General features: G+C 65.0%; 14 protein-coding genes. 9 read left to right on the top strand and 5 right to left on the bottom strand.

All coding sequences use genetic code 11. The features are described 5' to 3' along the window. Window position 1 precedes the first annotated feature (1 nt). From VME63_RS17630 to VME63_RS17605, 6 genes are all read left to right on the top strand, one after another. Window positions 2-865 (top strand): DNA ligase, encoded by an 864-nt coding sequence (locus VME63_RS17630; RefSeq protein ID WP_325434745.1) that lies wholly within the window; start codon window positions 2-4, stop codon window positions 863-865. Window positions 866-1,014: 149 nt separating this feature from the next. Continuing rightward, window positions 1,015-4,875 (top strand): phosphoribosylformylglycinamidine synthase, encoded by a 3,861-nt coding sequence (gene purL, locus VME63_RS17625; RefSeq protein ID WP_325434744.1) that lies wholly within the window; start codon window positions 1,015-1,017, stop codon window positions 4,873-4,875. Beyond that, entirely contained in the window at window positions 4,833-5,618 is a 786-nt protein-coding gene (locus VME63_RS17620; protein ID WP_325434743.1) for a hypothetical protein, read from the top strand. The genes purL and VME63_RS17620 overlap by 43 nt, the downstream gene beginning before the upstream one ends. A gap of 48 nt (window positions 5,619-5,666) precedes the next feature. Then, window positions 5,667-6,545, top strand: coding sequence for a glycosyltransferase family 2 protein (locus VME63_RS17615; RefSeq protein WP_325434741.1), 879 nt, complete (start codon window positions 5,667-5,669; stop codon window positions 6,543-6,545). Continuing rightward, a complete protein-coding gene (locus VME63_RS17610) occupies window positions 6,542-7,450 on the top strand; it encodes a DMT family transporter (RefSeq protein WP_325434740.1) in 909 nt (302 codons plus the stop codon). Before VME63_RS17615 ends, VME63_RS17610 begins: the two co-directional genes overlap by 4 nt. Window positions 7,451-7,689: 239 nt before the next feature. Beyond that, complete coding sequence (locus tag VME63_RS17605; protein ID WP_325434738.1) at window positions 7,690-8,091, top strand: hypothetical protein; 402 nt, start codon at window positions 7,690-7,692, stop codon at window positions 8,089-8,091. A 30-nt stretch (window positions 8,092-8,121) separates the two neighbouring features. Here VME63_RS17605 and VME63_RS17600 read toward each other — a convergent pair whose 3' ends face one another. Beyond that, window positions 8,122-8,664: a DUF2127 domain-containing protein gene (locus tag VME63_RS17600; RefSeq protein WP_325434736.1), complete on the bottom strand. Its 543-nt coding sequence runs from the start codon at window positions 8,662-8,664 to the stop codon at window positions 8,122-8,124. Window positions 8,665-9,162: 498 nt separating this feature from the next. Between VME63_RS17600 and def the strand changes: the two genes are divergently transcribed. Continuing rightward, window positions 9,163-9,702 carry a peptide deformylase gene (gene def / locus VME63_RS17595; RefSeq protein WP_325434735.1) on the top strand — a complete coding sequence of 180 codons (540 nt, stop codon included), beginning with the start codon at window positions 9,163-9,165 and terminating at the stop codon, window positions 9,700-9,702. Between the two features lie 51 nt (window positions 9,703-9,753). Here the strand turns inward: def and VME63_RS17590 are convergent, their stop codons facing one another. Further along, window positions 9,754-10,584 carry an undecaprenyl-diphosphate phosphatase gene (locus tag VME63_RS17590; protein ID WP_325434733.1) on the bottom strand — a complete coding sequence of 277 codons (831 nt, stop codon included), beginning with the start codon at window positions 10,582-10,584 and terminating at the stop codon, window positions 9,754-9,756. Between the two features lie 101 nt (window positions 10,585-10,685). Between VME63_RS17590 and VME63_RS17585 the strand changes: the two genes are divergently transcribed. Then, the gene (locus tag VME63_RS17585) at window positions 10,686-11,897 is read left to right on the top strand and encodes an acyltransferase (RefSeq protein WP_325434731.1); all 1,212 of its coding nucleotides are present in this window, start codon (window positions 10,686-10,688) and stop codon (window positions 11,895-11,897) included. A 40-nt stretch (window positions 11,898-11,937) separates the two neighbouring features. Here the strand turns inward: VME63_RS17585 and VME63_RS17580 are convergent, their stop codons facing one another. The 3 genes from VME63_RS17580 to ettA form a co-directional block, all read right to left on the bottom strand. Further along, complete coding sequence (locus VME63_RS17580; RefSeq protein ID WP_325434729.1) at window positions 11,938-13,932, bottom strand: S1 family peptidase; 1,995 nt, start codon at window positions 13,930-13,932, stop codon at window positions 11,938-11,940. Between the two features lie 312 nt (window positions 13,933-14,244). Then, window positions 14,245-15,063 (bottom strand): orotidine-5'-phosphate decarboxylase, encoded by an 819-nt coding sequence (gene pyrF / locus VME63_RS17575; protein WP_325434728.1) that lies wholly within the window; start codon window positions 15,061-15,063, stop codon window positions 14,245-14,247. A 188-nt stretch (window positions 15,064-15,251) separates the two neighbouring features. Beyond that, the gene (gene ettA / locus VME63_RS17570; protein ID WP_325434726.1) at window positions 15,252-16,913 is read right to left on the bottom strand and encodes an energy-dependent translational throttle protein EttA; all 1,662 of its coding nucleotides are present in this window, start codon (window positions 16,911-16,913) and stop codon (window positions 15,252-15,254) included. Between the two features lie 223 nt (window positions 16,914-17,136). On the opposite strand from ettA, the gene VME63_RS17565 reads away from it, so the two are divergent. Then, window positions 17,137-18,036 (top strand): DUF817 domain-containing protein, encoded by a 900-nt coding sequence (locus VME63_RS17565; RefSeq protein WP_325434724.1) that lies wholly within the window; start codon window positions 17,137-17,139, stop codon window positions 18,034-18,036. Window positions 18,037-18,217: the final 181 nt, after the last annotated feature.

Genomic DNA, 18,217 nt, shown 5'->3' with positions numbered 1-18,217 from the left:
CATGCGGAAATCTGCACGAACCACGGCGGTGCTGCGCGCCCTGCCGTTTCTGATCGGCCTTGCCGTCAACCCGGCGCACGCATCCGCCGTATCGGAAGCGCCGGTGATGCTGCCCAGCCTCTATCATGCCGGCGCCGCGCTCGGCGAGTACTGGGTCAGCGAAAAATACGATGGCGTGCGCGGCTACTGGGACGGCGAAAAGCTGCTTACGCGCGGCGGTACCGTTATTCGTCCGCCTGCATGGTTCACCGCGCATTGGCCGAAAACGCCGCTGGATGGCGAGTTGTGGGCCGGGCGCGGCCAGTTTGATCTCGCCTCCGCCACCATTCGCCAGCAACCGGCCAGTGACGATGCCTGGCGTCATATGCATTTCATGGTGTTCGACGCGCCCGGTCAGCCCGGTCCGTTCGACCAGCGCCTTCCCGCGCTCCGGCAGTTGGTCGCGCAGATCGACGCGCCATGGGTGCAGGCGGTGCGGCAACACAAAGTGAGTGGCGAAACCGAGCTTAAGCAGCAGTTGGACGATACCGTGCGCGCTGGCGGCGAAGGCCTGGTGTTGCATCGGGGGTCTTCGCTTTACCGCGCCGGCCGCAGCGAGGACATGCTCAAGCTCAAGCCCTTCGACGATGCCGAGGCGCGCGTGATCCAGCAACTGCCCGGTAAGGGCAAGTACGCCGGCATGATGGGCGCGTTGCTGGTGGAAATGCCCGACGGTACGCGTTTTCGCATCGGCACCGGCTTTACCGACGAACTGCGCCGCCATCCGCCGCCCGTGGGTAGCGTGGTGACGTTCCGCTACCAGGGCACGACCTCCGGCGGCAAGCCGCGCTTCGCGCGCTTCATGCGTCTTTGCCATGGGATCTAGGCGCAAGCGCTTGGTTTGCAGGGCGCACATGCCGGCGCCCGGCGCCGGGTCACGCACGCGTGCGGGGCCGGGGAACGGGTGGTTTAGCGCCGAAGTAGGGGTCTAAGGTACACTATTGCAATCCACCGCTTAGCGCCTTTTCCCCCGCAATGATCGCACTCGACGGGCAGAGCGCCCTCTCGCCTTTTCGCCTGGAACGTCTCAACGCCCGCCTGCATGCCTTGCATCGCGGTGTCCGGCTGCAGGCGTCCTGGTTCGTCTATTTCATCGATGCCGCCGCCGCGCCGGAAGGCGAGCAGCGCAAGCATCTGCTTGAGGTGCTGGAGGCCCGCGACGGCCCGCCCGCGGCGGCTTCGCTATGGGTAGTGCCGCGCCTGGGCACAATCTCGCCATGGTCCAGCAAGGCTACCGACATCCTGCACGGCGCCGGTTTCGACGTGCGCCGCGTCGAGCGCGGCACGGCCTGGCAGGTCAGCGGGTTGCCCGCGGCCGACGACGCGCGTTATCAGGAGGTGCTGGCGGTACTGCACGATGCGATGACGCAGTCGGTGCTTACCGGCCTGGACCAGGCGCAGGGCCTGTTCCTGGCCGGTCAGCCAGGCGATCTGGTGCATATCGCGCTGGGCGGCGATCCGCGCGCGGCGCTGGACAAGGCCAATGCCTCGCTGGGCCTGGCCCTGGCGGACGATGAGATCGACTACCTGGCCGCGCGCTATGCGGAACTCGGCCGCGATCCCACCGATGCCGAACTTTTCATGTTCGCGCAGGCCAATTCCGAGCATTGCCGCCACAAGGTGTTCAACGCCAGCTGGACGCTGGATGGCCAGGCGCAGGACAAGAGCCTGTTCGCCATGATCAAGAACACGCACCAGCATTCGCCCGCGCACACGTTGTCGGCCTACAAGGACAACGCCGCGGTCATCGAAGGCCATGACGGCAAGCGTTTGGTCAGCGGCCAGGATGGTGTGTGGCGCGCCAGCGAAGAGCGCATCGACTACGCCATCAAGGTCGAAACGCACAATCACCCGACCGCGATCGCACCATGGCCCGGCGCGGCCACCGGCGCGGGCGGCGAAATCCGCGACGAAGGCGCCACCGGTCGTGGCGCCAAGCCGAAGGCCGGGCTGACCGGTTTTTCCGTGTCGGACCTGCGCATTCCCGGCCATCCGCAGCCGTGGGAAGTGGAGCGTCCGCTGCCGCCGCGCATGGCCAGCGCGTTCGAGATCATGCGCGACGGGCCGCTGGGCGCCGCCGCGTTCAACAACGAATTCGGCCGTCCGTGCCTTGGCGGCTATTTCCGCACGTACGAGCATGAAACCGGCGAAGCCGGCGTGCGTCGCGGTTACGACAAGCCGATCATGATCGCCGGCGGCCTGGCCAACATCCGCCGCGAGCACGTACAGAAGCGCGACGTGCAGCCGGGCCATGCGGTGATCGTGCTGGGCGGCCCGGCGATGCTGATCGGCCTGGGCGGCGGCGCGGCTTCGTCGGTAGCGTCCGGCGCATCGAGCGCGGAGCTGGATTTCGCCTCCGTGCAGCGCGACAACGCCGAAATGGAGCGCCGCTGCCAGCAGGTCATCGACGCATGCTGGTCGCGCGGCGAGCACAATCCGATCGTCAGCGTCCACGACGTGGGCGCGGGCGGTTTGTCCAACGCGATTCCGGAACTGCTCAACGATGCCGGCGTCGGCGGCGACATCGACCTTTCCAAAGTACCTTGCGACGACCCCTCGCTCTCGCCAATGCAGGTGTGGAGCAACGAATCGCAGGAACGCTACGTGCTGGCCATCGCCACCGCGGACCTCCCGGAATTCGAAGCGTACTGCGAGCGCGAACGCTGTCCTTACGCCGTGGTCGGCACGGCCACGCAGGAACGCGTGCTGCGGGTAACCGATCCGCGCCGCAAGCTGAGCGTCATTGATCTGCCGATGGATGTGCTGTTCGGCAAACCGCCGCGCATGCATCGCGATGCCAAACGCATCAAGCCGCGCATCGACGTGGTGCCCGATCTCAGCGGCATCGGCCTGGACGAGGCCCTGATGCGCGTATTGCGCCTGCCCAGCGTAGGCAGCAAGAGCTTCCTCATCACCATCGGCGATCGTTCCGTGGGCGGCTTGTGCGCGCGCGATCCGATGGTCGGTCCGTGGCAGGTGCCGGTGGCCGATTGCGCCGTCACGCTGCTGGATTTCGAGGGCTACAAGGGCGAGGCGATGGCGATGGCCGAGCGCGCGCCGGTGGCCCTGCTCAACAGCGCCGACGCCGCACGCCTGGCGGTGGGCGAGGCGATCACCAATCTGGCGGCGGCAGCCATCGATGATCTTGGCGAGGTGCGCCTGTCGGCGAACTGGATGGCCGCGGTCAATCACCCGGGCGAAGACGCGGCGCTGTTCGACGCGGTCAAGGCCGTCGGCATGGAGCTGTGCCCGGAACTGGATATTTCCATCCCGGTCGGCAAGGATTCGCTGTCCATGCAGACGGTATGGAAAGACGGCGACACGCCGCAGCGCACCGTCGCGCCGGTATCGTTGGTCATCACCGGTTTCGCGCGCGTCAGCGATGCGCGCCGCACGCTCACCCCGCAGCTTCGGCTCGATCGGGGGGACTGCGATCTGTGGCTGGTGGATCTTGGCGCGGGACGCGCGCGCCTTGGCGGCTCCTCGCTCACGCAGGTGTTCAACCGCGCGGGCGGCGTGCCGCCGGATCTGGACGACGCCAAGCATCTGAAGGCCCTGTTCGATCTGGTGCAGGAGGCCAATCGCGGCGGTTTGCTGCTGGCTTATCACGACCGTTCCGATGGCGGCGCCATCGTTACCTTGCTCGAGATGGCCTTCGCCGGCCATTGCGGCCTGGAAATCACGCTCGACGGCTGGGCCGAAGCGACGCTGCAAGCGCTGTTCAACGAAGAGCTCGGCGCGGTGATGCAGGTGGCCGCTGCCAATCGCGAAGCGTTCGAGGCGTTGCTGGTCAAGTATGGCCTGGCCGGCATGAGCCATCGCATCGGCCGTCCGAAAGAAAAGCTGGGCATCAAGCTGTTCCTCAATGGCGACACGCTGTTCAAGTGGAACTGGACGCAGTTGTTCAAGGCGTGGAATGAAACCAGCCACGCGATGCAGCGCCTGCGCGACAACCCGGCCAGCGCCGATGCGGAACTTGCATGGCGCATCGACGATGCCGACGCGGGCATCTCGCCCAAGCTGAGCTTCGATCCCGCCGAAGACGTCGCCGCGCCTTACATCAAGGCCTCCGCGCGCCCGCGCGTGGCGGTGCTGCGCGAGCAGGGCGTCAACGGCCAGGTGGAAATGGCGGCGGCGTTTACGCGCGCCGGTTTCGACGCGGTGGATGTGCATATGTCCGACCTCGCCGGCGGGCGCATCAAACTCGACGATTTCCGCGGCTTTGCGGCGTGCGGCGGCTTCTCCTACGGCGACGTGCTCGGCGCCGGCCGCGGCTGGGCCACGTCGATCCTCTACAACGAACGGCTGCGTGCGCAGTTCGCGGCGTTCTTTGCCGACCCCACCCGCTTCGCGCTGGGCGTGTGCAACGGCTGCCAGATGCTCAGCCAGCTCAAGGACATCATTCCCGGCGCGCAGCATTGGCCGCAGTTCCTGCGCAATGCCTCCGAACAGTACGAAGCGCGTCTGGCCACGGTCGAAATCATCGATTCGCCCAGCATCCTGTTCAAGGGCATGGCCGGCTCGCGCATTCCGGTGGTGGTGGCGCATGGCGAAGGACGCGTGAGCTTCACGCAAGCCTCCCACCCCGGCAAGGCTGGCGGCGCGCTGCGCTTCGTCGACAGCCGCGGCAAGCCCGCGGAGAACTACCCGCTCAACCCGAACGGTTCGCCAGGCGGTCTGGCCGGCTTCACCGCGGCCGATGGCCGCGTGACCATCCTGATGCCGCATCCCGAGCGCGTGTTCCGTAGCGTGCAGATGAGCTGGCGGCCCGAATCCTGGGGCGAGGATTCGCCGTGGATGCGCATGTTCCGCAACGCCAGGGTGTGGTGCGGCTGAGTCTTGCCGCTACCGTGCGTCGATGGCCCAGCTGGTGGTGGGCCATCGCATGGGGTTTGTTGCTGGCGTGCCTGCCATGGTGGATCGATCTGCCGCCGCTGCTGGCGCTGGCCGCGATCCAATGGGCGCAGGTGCCGCGCCTGCGCCGCTTCGCCGCTGTGTTTCGCCGTGCTCTGCGCTGGGGCTTCGCCGGTTTGCTGGTGGCCAGTTATCGCGCCTTCGGCGGTCACGTGCTTGGACTCACCTTGACCTTGCTGGTGGCTCTGCTGGGTTTTTCGCTGCTGGTGCTGCTGGAGTCGTGGCGGGAGCGCAAGCCGCGGCGCGATGCGGCGCTGGCGGCTGCGTCGCCGGAGTGGCGCGAACTGGCCCTGGCACCGGTCGGGCCGATCCCCGCCATCATCGAATTGAATGTGCCGGTATGGATCAACCCGGAAGGCGATCTTGGGGACTTACCGATGGATGTAACGCGGCTGGGCGAAGACAGCTGGCGCGTCGGGGAACGTTTCACGGTCGAGCGCGTCCAAGCCCGGGTTTCCATTGCGCCGGGACAGCGCTGGCTGGCCTTCCCGATCGCTGCCGGACGTGGCGTTGTGCTGTACGATCGCGATCACGACAGACAGTACCGGTTGCGTGGCTGGCAACTGTATGGATGGCACGCGCAAGAGGCGTGGCTCACACGCAGCGAGGATCACGCGCCATTGCCGCTCTCGCATGTGCTCGGCCAGGATCGGGCCGAGGAATAGACAAGGTTTTGTTCGGCACGCTTTCGTGTCCATCGTTGCAAGGTCATCATGTCAGCACTCGATACCGCTACACCGGCGCTTACCGTCATCGTCGTTGCTGCCGACAGCGGCCCGAGCCTGCGCGATTGCGTCAATAGCGTGCTGGCATGCTCCATGCCGCTCCAATTGCTGCTGATCGACAATAAATCCACCGATGGCATGCCGCAGGCGATCGCGCGTGCGAGAGAGAAGGATCCGCGCCTTACGGTGATCTACAACCACGCCAATCTCGGTTTCGGCCCGGCCATCAATCTGGCGGCCGCGCAGGCCCGCGGCGAGGCATTGTTGATCCTCAATCCCGATTGCCTGCTGCAGGAGTCGGCCCTGCAGCGCCTGCTGGCCGTGCTGGCCAGCGAGCGCAAGGTGGGCGTGATCGGTGCGGTGGTATGCGATGCCAAGGGCGTGCCCGATCCGGCCTCGTACCGGCGCGATCCGGTCATGGCGCGTGCCTTGTCTACCCTGTTCAAGCGCGACGGCGACGGCGAGGGCGTGAACATCGAGGGCGACATGCCCGACCATGTGGTCGAGGCCGAGGCGATTTCCGGCGCGGTGATGCTGATGCCGCGCCGCGTGTTCGACTGGCTCGGCGGCTTCGACGAAAAGTATTTCCTGCATTGCGAAGACCTGGATATCTGCCGGCGCGCTCGCGACGGCGGCTGGCGCGTGTTGCTGGCCGGTGATGTGCGCGTGTTGCATGGCAAGGGCGGATCGAGCCGGCATCGTCCGGTGTTCGTGAGCTATCACAAGCATCGCGGCATGTGGCGCTGGTTCGGCAAGTTCGATCCGGCTGCGCAGAAGCCGCACGTCGCCGCGACCGTCTGGCTGGGGCTGTGGGTGCATTTCCTGCTGCAGATTCCGGGGCAGTTGGCGCGGATGGCCAAGCGATGACGGCGGTATCGCGCACCGGCACGCTGGCGACGATCGGTCTGCTGGCGATGACGGCGGTGTGGGGTTCTACCTTCGTGCTGATCAAGGATCTCGTCGCACGCATGCCGGTGGCCGATTTTCTTGCCGTGCGTTTTATCGTGGCGGCGATCGCGATGTTCGCCGTGTTCCATCGTCAAGTCGCGCGCCTGGGGCGCACGCAGCTGTTGCGCGGCCTGCTGCTGGGCGCGCTGTACGGCGTGGGGCAGTTGCTGCAGACGTGGGGGCTGGCGTTGATATCGCCCAGCGTCAGCGGTTTCGTCACCGGCATGTATGTGGTGTTCACGCCGATCCTGGCGACCTTGCTGCTGCGTGAGCGCCTGCCTGCCGCCGTGTGGCTGGCGGTGGCGCTGGCCACGCTCGGGCTCGCGCTGCTGTCGCTCAACGGTCTGTCGGTGGATACCGGCGTGTGGCTTACACTGCTGGCGGCCTTGCTCTATGGCTTGCACATTGTGGCGCTTGGCCGCTGGTCGCGCGCGGGTGACGCGTTGGGCCTGTCGGCCGTGCAGATGCTGGTGATCGCGCTGGTGTGCCTGCTGGCCACGGCCAACCATGGCGGCCCCACGCTGCCGCCCGATCCAAGCGCATGGCTGGCGGTGCTCTACATGGCGCTGGTGGCCGGCGCCGGCGCCATGCTGATGCAGACCTGGGCGCAGGCGCATCTGCCGGCCACGCGCGCGGCGATCGTGATGACGACCGAGCCTGTATTTGCCGCAGGTTTCGCGGTCGCGTTCGGGAGCGACGCACTGACCTGGCGCATGCTGTGCGGCGGTGGACTGGTGCTCGCCGCCATGTACCTGGTGGAGCTGGTGCCGCGTGCCACGGCGCAGGGGAAGCTGCCGGCGGAGGCCGTGCATCACGAAGTTTGAGCTGGCTCTCGCCAAGCTTATGGGTGTTGCGGGAGAGTGCTTGCTCGTCACGGCGAAACCCGTGCCTGGGCGCCGTGTGGACGCCTTGGTCCGTGTAGGGAATGTCCCAGATTCCGTCGGGTAACGCCGACATACATGGGAATGCCTACGTGATATCGATGCGGGGTTCATCGCTTGGTGAGTGTTCCCGCATGTTGATCAGGTACGTACTTTGCGTAGGTGACAGGGCTGGCGGGGCGGTGATCCTCGAAGCCACCGGCAAGGCTTATCGCGGTCGCCGGATGGCAGCCGTCGGCATGGCCACTTATTGCAGCCAGTGCGGACAGCGGGGCCTCATCGCGCCCCGGGGTGTACGCAGCCTCGGGCCTGAGCAGATGTTCGCGCTGGACGGTGACGTCAACCTTTGCGGTTGCGAGCCTGCCCCGGTGTTCAACACCCAGCAAGGCATGGCGCTGACGTTCACCCGGGAAGACATTGCGCGATGGGAAGCCTCGCAGGAAAGCCTCCCCGTTGCGCCATCGGCGGTCGGTGCGGCAGGCGCCACGGATGCTCGCGGGCAGCCGTGCGCATCGAACGCTTGCACCGAAGACTTCGTGCGTTGCGATACGCGCATACGCTGCGGTGACGGGTGCGCGGAATAGATCAGGGCATCCCTGGGCCCTGGGGCCTGTTCACACTATGGGCGTGGTCCGCGCCGGGAGCGGTTGGTCGCTCTTGGCGGCCCTCGGCTGCAAGGCCAGGCGCACCAGGTAAACCACGATGGCGACGTTGGCGATCAAGGCAGCCAGCTTCAACCAGTTGAAGCGCATCAGCACTTCGTACGCTTCCACCGGCACCAGCGAACCGGTGGCGATGACGGTGAACCATTCGGCCCAATGTTTGCGCAGCCACAGGCCAGTGCCCTCGGTGGCAAAGATCGCCGCATAGGCCAGCGCCACGATGCCGACGGCCACGAACTTGCTGGGCCCCATCAGCTCCAGCAGTTCGACCAGGCGCCAGCGCAGGCCGCTGGTATCGGTCAGCGACAAATGCTCCAGAGAATGCACCAGGCGCTCGAAGTTCTGCTCCTGGCGCAGGCCGAACGCCACCATTGCCACACAAATCAGGCAGACCGTCTTGATGGCCTTGTAGATGGCGATGATGCGCAAGCCGAGGCTGTGCTGGGCTTCAATCTCGGAACTTGGTTGGCTGATGCGGTGGTCGCTGGGGGACATAGAAGGTCGGTCACGGGCGTGCGTGAAGTTAAGGATGTTCTGGTCAGTGCTTCGCAGGTGTCATCCGCCCTGTGGCATGTGGACGGACACAGCGGGCCCCAGCACTTTGAATTTTACTTGATGGGGTGATGTCCAGAAGGCCCGCAGGCCGTGCCGCAGGGTTTGGCAAGACGGCCAGTCTTACCGGTGCCGCGCAACACCGCCTGCGGGCCTTCTGGGCATCATGCCACCTGCGAAGCACGGATCGGAGCATCCTTCATTTAACGGTTCGGAAATGGGGAAGGGCCATGGCCTTTATGCGGACATGGCCGGCCTTTTCCAGCGGGTGGGTATCGGATCGTTCAGCAACTTCGCCGCCCCTCCGCCGGTGGCGGGCGTGGCGCTGCAGCATGCGGGGCGATACGCCCGGTTGGCGTTGTCATCAGCCTGTGGGAGGCTTGTGTTCGTGCCGTTCCGGCCACAGTACAAAAACATGAGCACTGCGCGCGCGAGGTATGCATGATCCGCGAAATTCTGAAAATGGGCGATCCACGTCTGCTGCGCGTCGCCCCGGCGGTACCGGACGACATGATCGGCAGCCTTGAGCTGGACGCGCTGATCGCCGACATGTTCGAAACCATGCATCACGCCGGCGGCGTGGGACTGGCCGCGCCGCAGATCGGCATCGATCTGCAGCTGGTCATTTTCGGCTTCGATAGTTCCGAGCGTTATCCGGATGCGCCGCCGGTGCCGCGCACCATCCTGCTCAATCCGGTCATTACGCCGCTGTCGCAGGACATGGATGAAGGCTGGGAAGGCTGTCTTTCGGTGCCGGGCCTGCGTGGCGCGGTCAGCCGGTATTCGCTGATCCGCTACGAGGGCGTCGATCCCAAGGGCGAGCGGATCGATCGTACCGCCGAAGGCTTCCATGCGCGCGTGGTGCAGCATGAATGCGATCACCTGATTGGCCGGCTATATCCCTCGCGCATTACCGACTTCACCAAGTTCGGCTTTACCGAAGTGCTGTTTCCCGGCATGGACCCCGGCGCCGACGAGTGACCGGCTGCGCATGCGCCTGCGGCGACAAGGCCGCAGGCGCCACGCACAGGTTCACACCGGCTGCGGATGAAGCAGGAACCAGCCCAGGAACGCGGCGCCGGCAATGATGCAGTACGTGCCGAACGTAGCCAGCCGCCCGCGGCCCTCAAAGTAGCTCATCAGGAACTTCAAGCTGAGCCACGCGGCAACCGCAGTCAACACGCCGCCGAGCATGGCGTCGGCCAGCTGTCCGGGTGCGTGGAACAGCTTGGGCAATTCCAGCACGCCGGCGGCAAGAATGATCGGAGTGCCGAGCAGGAAGGAAAATTCCGCGGCTTTTTCCTTGTCCAGCCCGGTGGCGGAGCCGGCGATCATGGTGAGGCCGCTGCGCGAGAAACCGGGAATCAGCGCGCCGATCTGCGCCATGCCAACCAGGAAGGCCTGGCGAAAGCTCAGCTTCTCCGGCGCCTTGTGCGCGCGCGTGCGTTGCAGGCGATCGCCCAGCCACAGCAGCACACCGTTGGCGATCAGTGCGAAAGCGACGATGCGAAGATCGCGAAACACCAGCTCCAGCCGCTTCTCCAGCAGCAGCCCGGCCACGCAGGCGGGGACGGTGCCGATGATCAGCGACCACATCAGGTGGCCGTCGTCATTGTGGCGCCCGGCCAGCGATCCGAAAAAGCCGCGCACCAAAGCCACCCAGCGCCGACGGAAATACACCAGCAGCGCCAGTGCCGTGCCCAGGTGCAGGGCGACCAGAAACGGAATCAGTTGCGGCGCATGTTTGTCGATGTGCATGCCCAGCAGTCCGGGCACGAGCAGGGTATGGCCAAGGCTGCTGACCGGAAACAATTCCGTCACGCCTTGCAGCACGCTCAGAAACATTAGAAACCAAAGACTCACGCGGCTTTCCTTTCGAAGGGACGGGGCATTATGTCAGGCCATCTCGCTTGCGCGGGAGGCATGGGCTGGCCATTATCGGCCCATGGGCCACGGGGACCAGGATGGACAAGCTATCGGGCGCGGCGAAGAGCGGCGTGAAGACGCCAAGCCCGGGGCCGCGAAATCCGGGCATCGATCTGTTGCGCGGCTTGTCGATCCTGCTGGTGCTGCTGCATCACATCGGCCTGCGCCTGCCGCTCAGGCACGGCGTACTCGCCGGCTACGTGCCGCTGTTCGTGCTCAATGCGATCAATTACAACGGCTACGAATCGGTCTTCGTCTTTTTTGTGATCTCCGGTTTCCTGATTACCGGCAACGCGCTGCGGCGCTGGGGCGGGCTAGGTCGGCTGGACGCGCGGGCGTTCTACGCGCGGCGCTTTGCGCGCATCGTGCCGTGCCTGTTGGTGTTGCTGCTGGTGCTCAGCGTGTTGCATGGGCTGGGCGTGCACGATTACCTGATCCAGCGCCAGGGGCAGACGTTGCCGCGGGCCTTGCTTGCGGCGCTGGGCCTGCATCTGAACTGGTATGAGGGCCACCATGGCTATCTGCCCGGCAATTGGGACGTGCTGTGGTCGCTGTCCATCGAGGAAGTGTTCTATCTCGGCTTTCCGCTGGTATGCCTGCTGGTGCGTCGCACGTGGTTGCTGGTGCCGCTGCTGAGCGTGCTTGCGCTGTCGCTGCCGTGGACGCATGCGGCGCTGGCGGGCAACGAGATCTGGCAGGAAAAGGCATATCTGCCGGGCATGGCGGCGATTGCCGCCGGCGTGCTCGGCGCATGGCTGGCGTGGCACTGGCAGCCGCGCCAGCGTTGGGCGATACGGGCATGGATCGAGGCGGGCTGTCTTGGGCTGGCGGCGATCTTGTTGATAGAGCCGTGGCTGTGGCCGGCGCTGCGCGATGCCTGCCTGTTGTTGCTGACGGTGTCGGTGATGTGCCTGCTGGTCGGTTTGCAATGGCGCCAAGCAGCAGGCCCATGGCTGCCATGGCGCGGATTGGACTGGCTGCGCTCGTTCGGCCGCTTGAGCTATGAAATCTATCTCAGTCACATGTTCGTGGTAATGGGGCTGGTGCGAGTGTTCCACGCCTGCGGTGGCGATATGAGGTGGGGGGTGTTGTGGTACCTGCCGGCGGTGCCCTTGTGCTGGTTGCTCGGCGCAGGCGTGGCGCGCGCGATCTCGCTGCCCGGCGAGCGCTGGCTTGGTGCGTGGTTGGGCAAGCCGCGCGCGCCTGCAAGGCTCGCCATGCCGGGTGCGGCTTCCGGCGAAAAGGCTTGAAACGCGGGCATGCAGGCCTTCGCTTGCATGCCCGCGCGAGTCAGGGCGATTTGATTTTGAAATTCTGGGTGATCGAATCGAGCTTGGCTTTCATGTCCTGGGGTTTGTGCGCGCCCTGCGTGCCATAGAAGGCCGTATACAGCTCGGTGGGAGCGTCGTTGCCCGGGGGAGCGACGACGCTGGCGATATCCATCTCGTCGCCGTCGTTGTACGCCACGCCGTCGTAGGGATGTTGCTTGTGCAACAGCTTGCCCCAGTTCTGCTTGTACTGGTCGTCGAGATCGGCGCTGGGCGCGATGTGGCGCCGTACGCTGATCCGGTCCGGATCGGTGTTGTTAAGGCGAACCTGCACGTAGCCCGGTTCCAGCACGTACTTGTCGTTTTTCTTGTAATAGCCCACGCCGACCGATAGCAGGTTGTCCGGATCGACCGCCTGCACCGAAGACGGGTAACTGAAGCTGATGTTGTCCGCGTCGTAGCTCAAGCGCTTGCCGTAGTCGACGTCGATGCGCGTGTTTTTCAGCACGTCGGGCAACAGCGCGCGATTGGCCAGGAAGTCTTTCCATTGGGCCAGCGTGCCGCCGTAGTCGACGTTGAAGAAATCGGTCAACGCTTTCATGTCGGCCAGGCTGTCGTGCGTGACCACCGAGGGGTTCATGCGCATCATGATGGCGTAGCCGTCGGTGACCGGCAGCGCGAACATGACCACTTCGGCATTGATGTGCGGTTCGGGCCAGATGAATACCTGCCAGTGCCGCTGCCAGCTATCGGTATAGGCGGTATCGACGGTGGGCTTGCCCATCGAGGTGATCTTGATTTTTTCCGGGCCGACCTGGCGGTACCAGTAGCCGGTCTTGAGGATCAGATCCATCATGGCCTTCGGGTCGCCGTAGAAGGTGGCGGCCTTCATGTCGTCGGGGCGGCGCAGATGGATCAGGAAGTTGTGCCCTTCATAGCCGCTGGCGATATAGCCATTGCCGGTGAGCGGTACGCGGTTGATTTCGTGGCCCGCATAACCCCACTGGCCGCTGCGGTTATGCACGATCAGTTCCGGGAAAAGGCTCAGTTCCGGGGTGTCATGCAGGATCTGGTTGGAGCCTGCGCCGTTGGGAAACAGATCCGATGCCTGCTGTTGCAGCAGCGCCTTGAGTTGCTGTTCGTTGTAGGCGTACTGCAGTTTCAGATATTGGGCGCTGAAGTCGTCGTAGCTCTTGGGTAGCGGAAACTGCGCCTTGAAGCTGCCGGTCTGATCGTAGTCGAGCACGTCCAACTGGTAGGACATGCGCCTGTCCATTATCGCCAGCCGATCCGATGCGTTGAGCACTTCGCCGATCGGCAATGCATAGTTGAGGTTTTCGTTGGCCGACTTCATCAGCACCACGCCGATGACCTTGCCGTTCTGGTCGAGCAGCGGACCGCCGCTGTTGCCGGGCGAGGCGGCGGCGGAGAAACGCATCCACTTCCAGCGGCCGTTTTCTTCTTCCGGCGTATCGGAGGTGTAGAGGCCATCGCGGATCACCACGCCCGTGCCCAGCGCGTTGCCCACCGCATAGACCACGCTGTTGACCTCCGGCTTGGTGTTGGTTTCCAGCGTGGCGGTGTCCGGCGGCGTCTTGAGCGAGAACATCACGAAATCCTGCTGCAGCGAGAACTTGAGGATTTTGTCGATGGCATAGACGTGTCCGTTCGCGTCGCGCAGCGCGGGCGGCCCGGTGAGGTCGCCGATGCCGACCATCAGCACGTGGCCGGCGGTGACATAGCGGTTGTTGCCCAGCGCAAAGGCGGTGCCGACCGAGAAATACTTGTCGGTGCGTTCCTGATAGGGCAGCAGGTCGAGCGGCAGCGGCTTTTCATAGGTCAGCGGATCGTTGACCGCCTTGGGGATCACCACCTCGAAGGTCGCCGCGTTGATCTTCGCGGCCAGGGTCGGGTCGGGGCTGGCCGCGTCGGCGCGGCCGGCCAGGCCCACCGAGATTGCAATCAGGCAACATGCCAGCGACAACTTGCGCACCCATCCAAGCGTTCTTGCGACCACGTTCCGATCCCACTCATTCGATGCCGGCATACGTTCCCTGCGCATGGTTGACGATCGGCGATGCGCCGACTCTCCGCTCGAAATACTGACATAGCAGCCGGGCTTTGGGGATGGGCCGGCGGGTTGGAGGCCAAAGAAACGCGGTATCGCACTTGGTTGTGGGCCATGCCGACCTTCCATGCCGCTTGCATGGCGATCGTCGGCAGGCCGTGGCAAGCGGGCGCGCACGGGAGGCGCGGGCACCGCGGAGAAATCGCCAGCAGGGGCAGTCCGGCCGCGGTGCGGGCCCTTACCGGGTCTCGATTCAGCCGGTCAAAGCTGGCGGTGTTGATTGATGAGCGCGCGCAGATCCAGCGTGGCCTGGCGTGCGGCATCAGCGAAATCCTCGCCGCTGCCGGCGTAGAGAATCGCGCGCGAGGAGCTGATCATCAGCCCGCTGCCGGCAGCCGTGCGGCCGTTGCGAACCACCGCTTCCACGTCGCCGCCCTGCGCGCCGATGCCGGGCACCAGCAGCGGGACCTCGCCCACCAGCGCGCGTACTTGGGCCAGTTGTTCGGGCCAGGTGGCACCGGTGACCAGCGCGCAATTGCCGTGCGTATTCCAGTCGCGCGCAATGATCTGCGCCACGTGCTGGTAGAGCGGCTTGCCGCCGACGTTAAGATCCTGCAGGTCGGCGGCGCCGGGATTGGAGGTGTGGCAGAGCAGGATCACGCCCTTGTCGGCGCGATCGAGGAAAGGCTGCACCGAATCGCGCCCGAGGTAAGGGTTGAGCGTAACGGCGTCGGCGCCGTAGCGATCGAACGCTTCGGTGACGTAGTGCTGCGCGGTGCTGCCGATGTCGCCGCGTTTGGCATCGAGGATGACCGGCACGCCGGGATGTCTTGCGTGGATGTGCGCGATCAGGCGTTCGAGCGTTTCTTCCGCGCGCAGTGCGGCGAAGTGCGCGATCTGAGGCTTGTAGGTGCACACCAGGTCGGCGGTGGCATCAACGATGGCGCTGCAGAATTCGAATACCGCATCGGGGCGGCCTTGCAGGTGTGCCGGGAATTTCGCCGGTTCCGGATCCAGGCCGACGCAGACCAGGGAGTTGTTGCGGGTCCATGCTTGTTGCAGGGATGGCATGAAGTGCATCGAAGGCTCCTGGTTTTTTGCTCCCTCACCGCATCCCCCATGAAAAAGGGGATGGGGAGGGAGGCCAATCTTGCGATGTGGATCGATCGGTGCGCGTTCGCTTCCGGCGAAGTCCGGGCAACTGTGGCCCGGCATCCCGAGCCCCCTCTCCCATCTTTACCAAGGATGAGGGAGAGGGGCAGGGTGCGTCACGCCAGTTTCTTGTACTTCACGCGATGCGGTTTGGCCGCTTCGTCGCCGAGGCGGCGCTTCTTGTCCGCTTCGTATTCGTTGTAGTTGCCGGGGAAGAATTCCACGTGCGAGTCGCCTTCGAAAGCGATGATGTGCGTGGCGATGCGGTCGAGGAACCAGCGGTCATGCGAAATCACCATGGCGCAGCCGGGGAATTCCAGCAGGGCGTCTTCGAGCGCGCGCAGGGTTTCGATGTCCAGGTCATTGGACGGTTCGTCCAACAGCAGCACGTTGCCGCCCTGCAGCAGGGTCTTGGCCATGTGCAGGCGGCCGCGTTCGCCGCCGGACAGGTTGCCCACGATCTTCTGCTGGTCGGTGCCCTTGAAGTTGAAGCGGCCGATGTAGGCGCGCGACTGGATCTCGAAGTTGCCGATGGTGAGGATGTCCGCGCCGCCGGAGACTTCCTGCCACACGTTGTTTTTCGAATCGAGCGCGCCGCGCGACTGGTCGACGTAGGCAAGCTTCACGGTATGACCGATTTTCACTTCGCCCTGGTCGGGCTTCTCCACGCCCGTGATCAGCTTCATCAGCGTGGACTTGCCCGCGCCGTTGGGACCGATCACGCCGACGATCGCGCCCGGGGGCACCTTGAACGACAGGTCGTCGATCAGCAGGCGGTCGCCGAAGGATTTGCTGACGTTCTTGAACTCGATCACTTCCTGGCCCAGGCGCTCGCCCGGCGGAATGAAGATTTCGTTGGTTTCGTTGCGGCGCTGGTATTCGACCGCATTGAGTTCCTCAAAACGGTTCAGGCGCGCCTTGCCCTTGGATTGACGGCCCTTGGCGGCCGAGCGCACCCATTCCAGTTCCTTCTCGATCGCCTTCTGGCGCGATTTTTCCTGCTGCGCTTCCTGCTTGAGGCGCTGGTCTTTCTGTTCCAGCCACTCGGTGTAGTTGCCCTTCCACGGAATACCGCGGCCGCGGTCGAGTTCGAGAATCCACTCGGCGGCATTGTCGAGGAAGTAGCGATCGTGGGTGACTGCCACCACGGTGCCGGGGTAGTCCTGCAGGAAGTGCTCCAGCCACTCCACCGATTCGGCGTCCAGGTGGTTGGTGGGCTCGTCCAGCAGCAGCATGTCCGGCTTGGACAGCAGCAGGCGGCATAGCGCCACGCGGCGCTTCTCGCCGCCCGAGAGTGGGCCGATCTTGGCGTCCCACGGCGGCAGGCGCAGCGCGTCGGCGGCCACTTCGAGCTGGCGTTCCAGCGCGTGCGCGTCGTTAGCGGCGAGCACGTTTTCCAGTTCCTGCTGTTCGGCGGCAAGCTTGTCGAAATCGGCGCCTTCCTCGGCATAGGCGGCGTAGACCTCTTCCAGGCGTTTCTGCGCGTCGAGCACTACGGACACGCCTTCCTCGACCGCTTCGCGCACGGTTTTTTCCGGATCCAGCTGTGGTTCCTGCGCCAGATAGCCCACCTTGATGCCCGGCTGCGGACGGGCTTCGCCCTGAAAATCGGTGTCAACGCCTGCCATGATGCGAAGCACTGTCGATTTGCCCGCGCCGTTAAGGCCCAGCAGGCCGATCTTGGCGCCGGGGAAGAAGCTCAGCGAGATGTCCTTGATGATCTGGCGCTTCGGGGGAACGATCTTGCTGACCCCGTTCATGGTGTAGATGTATTGCATGCTGGCTCCGAAGGCGTGCGCGTGGCCGGCCCGGGTGGCTGGGCGAGGCGCGGGGGCGTGGGTATCAAACCGGGGATTATAGCGGGTGCGTGGTCGTTCCCGGTGACGCCCGGCGGCCCGGTTGCCGGCCCAGCGCATGCAAATGGCCACCGCACCGCCACTTTTTGCGCCAGCGGCGGCCTGTTGCCGCGGCATGCTCGATCGATCACGGATGGAGCGGTCGATGGAAAATGCCGGCGCGTTTAAACCTCGGGGCGTTGGGCTGCACTGGCTGCGGCACTGGGACAATCGCGCGGCGATGTGGGCGCGTGCGCGCGGCCGCCATGCCGTGGCGCTGCACGAGCTGGTGTGCTTTGGCGTCAAGCAGGCCTCGGCCTGCCTGTTCGGCGGCTGCATGGTGGGCCTGTTGTGGCTGACCTGGGCGTTCTACCCACATGGGGTCGCGCTCGCGCGTTATGACTTCCTGACGCTGGCCGCGCTGGTCATCCAGTGCGTGCTGATCGTCACGCGGCTGGAAAGCCGCGAGGAGGCGAAAGTGATTTTGATGTTCCACGTGGCGGGCACCGCGATGGAGGTGTTCAAGACCGCGATGGGATCATGGGTTTATCCCGAGGCGTCGCTGCTTCGCATCGGCGGCGTGCCGCTGTTCTCCGGTTTCATGTACGCATCGATCGGCAGCTACATCGCGCGCGCGTGGCGGCTGTTTGATTTTCGCTTTGTGCGGCATCCGCCGTTCACGGCGACAGTGTGGCTGGCGATGGCGATCTACGCGAACTTTTTTACGCATCACTTCCTGCCCGATGTGCGCGCGTGGCTGTTCTTCGCCGTGGCGGCATTGTTCGGGCGCACGTGGGTGTATTTCCGCATTCGCCAGGTGCATCGGCGGATGCCGTTGCTGCTTGGCTTCCTGCTGGTGGCGACGTTCATCTGGTTGGCCGAGAACATGGGTACGTTCACGGCGGCGTGGCGTTATCCGGCGCAGCGGCATGGGTGGAGCATGGTGCCGCTGTCCAAGCTTGGTGCGTGGTTTTTGTTGATGATCATCAGCTACGTGATGGTGAGTGCGGTGGCGATCCAGCGCGCTTGGACTCCCTCCCCCTGCAAGCAGGGGGAGGGGCATTAGCTTGCAGGCTTGGGGCGCGCGCTTGGGCTCCCTCCCCTGCGTGCAGGGGAGGGTTGGGGAGGGGTAAAGCAATCTTGCGGCGAGGCAAGTAAGAGCGACCCCCTCCCAGCCTCCCCCTGCAGGCAGGGGGAGGGGCGTTGTCTTGCAGGCGTGGGACACGCGCTTGGGCTCCCTCCCCTGC

This window comes from Dyella sp. (genome assembly GCF_035503745.1).
Classification (GTDB): Bacteria; Pseudomonadota; Gammaproteobacteria; order Xanthomonadales; family Rhodanobacteraceae; genus Dyella_B.
This window is presented reverse-complemented; position numbering and strand designations above follow the sequence as displayed.

Excerpts from the sequence above, each read along its gene's own strand:
- pyrF (WP_325434728.1), bottom strand. The coding sequence starts at position 15,063 with ATGCACTTCATGCCATCCCTGCAACAAGCATGGACCCGCAACAACTCC.
- VME63_RS17565 (WP_325434724.1), top strand. The coding sequence starts at position 17,137 with ATGGAAAATGCCGGCGCGTTTAAACCTCGGGGCGTTGGGCTGCACTGG.
- VME63_RS17610 (WP_325434740.1), top strand. The coding sequence starts at position 6,542 with ATGACGGCGGTATCGCGCACCGGCACGCTGGCGACGATCGGTCTGCTG.
- purL (WP_325434744.1), top strand. The coding sequence starts at position 1,015 with ATGATCGCACTCGACGGGCAGAGCGCCCTCTCGCCTTTTCGCCTGGAA.
- def (WP_325434735.1), top strand. The coding sequence starts at position 9,163 with ATGATCCGCGAAATTCTGAAAATGGGCGATCCACGTCTGCTGCGCGTC.
- VME63_RS17585 (WP_325434731.1), top strand. The coding sequence starts at position 10,686 with ATGGACAAGCTATCGGGCGCGGCGAAGAGCGGCGTGAAGACGCCAAGC.
- VME63_RS17600 (WP_325434736.1), bottom strand. The coding sequence starts at position 8,664 with ATGTCCCCCAGCGACCACCGCATCAGCCAACCAAGTTCCGAGATTGAA.
- VME63_RS17615 (WP_325434741.1), top strand. The coding sequence starts at position 5,667 with ATGTCAGCACTCGATACCGCTACACCGGCGCTTACCGTCATCGTCGTT.
- ettA (WP_325434726.1), bottom strand. The coding sequence starts at position 16,913 with ATGCAATACATCTACACCATGAACGGGGTCAGCAAGATCGTTCCCCCG.
- VME63_RS17630 (WP_325434745.1), top strand. The coding sequence starts at position 2 with ATGCGGAAATCTGCACGAACCACGGCGGTGCTGCGCGCCCTGCCGTTT.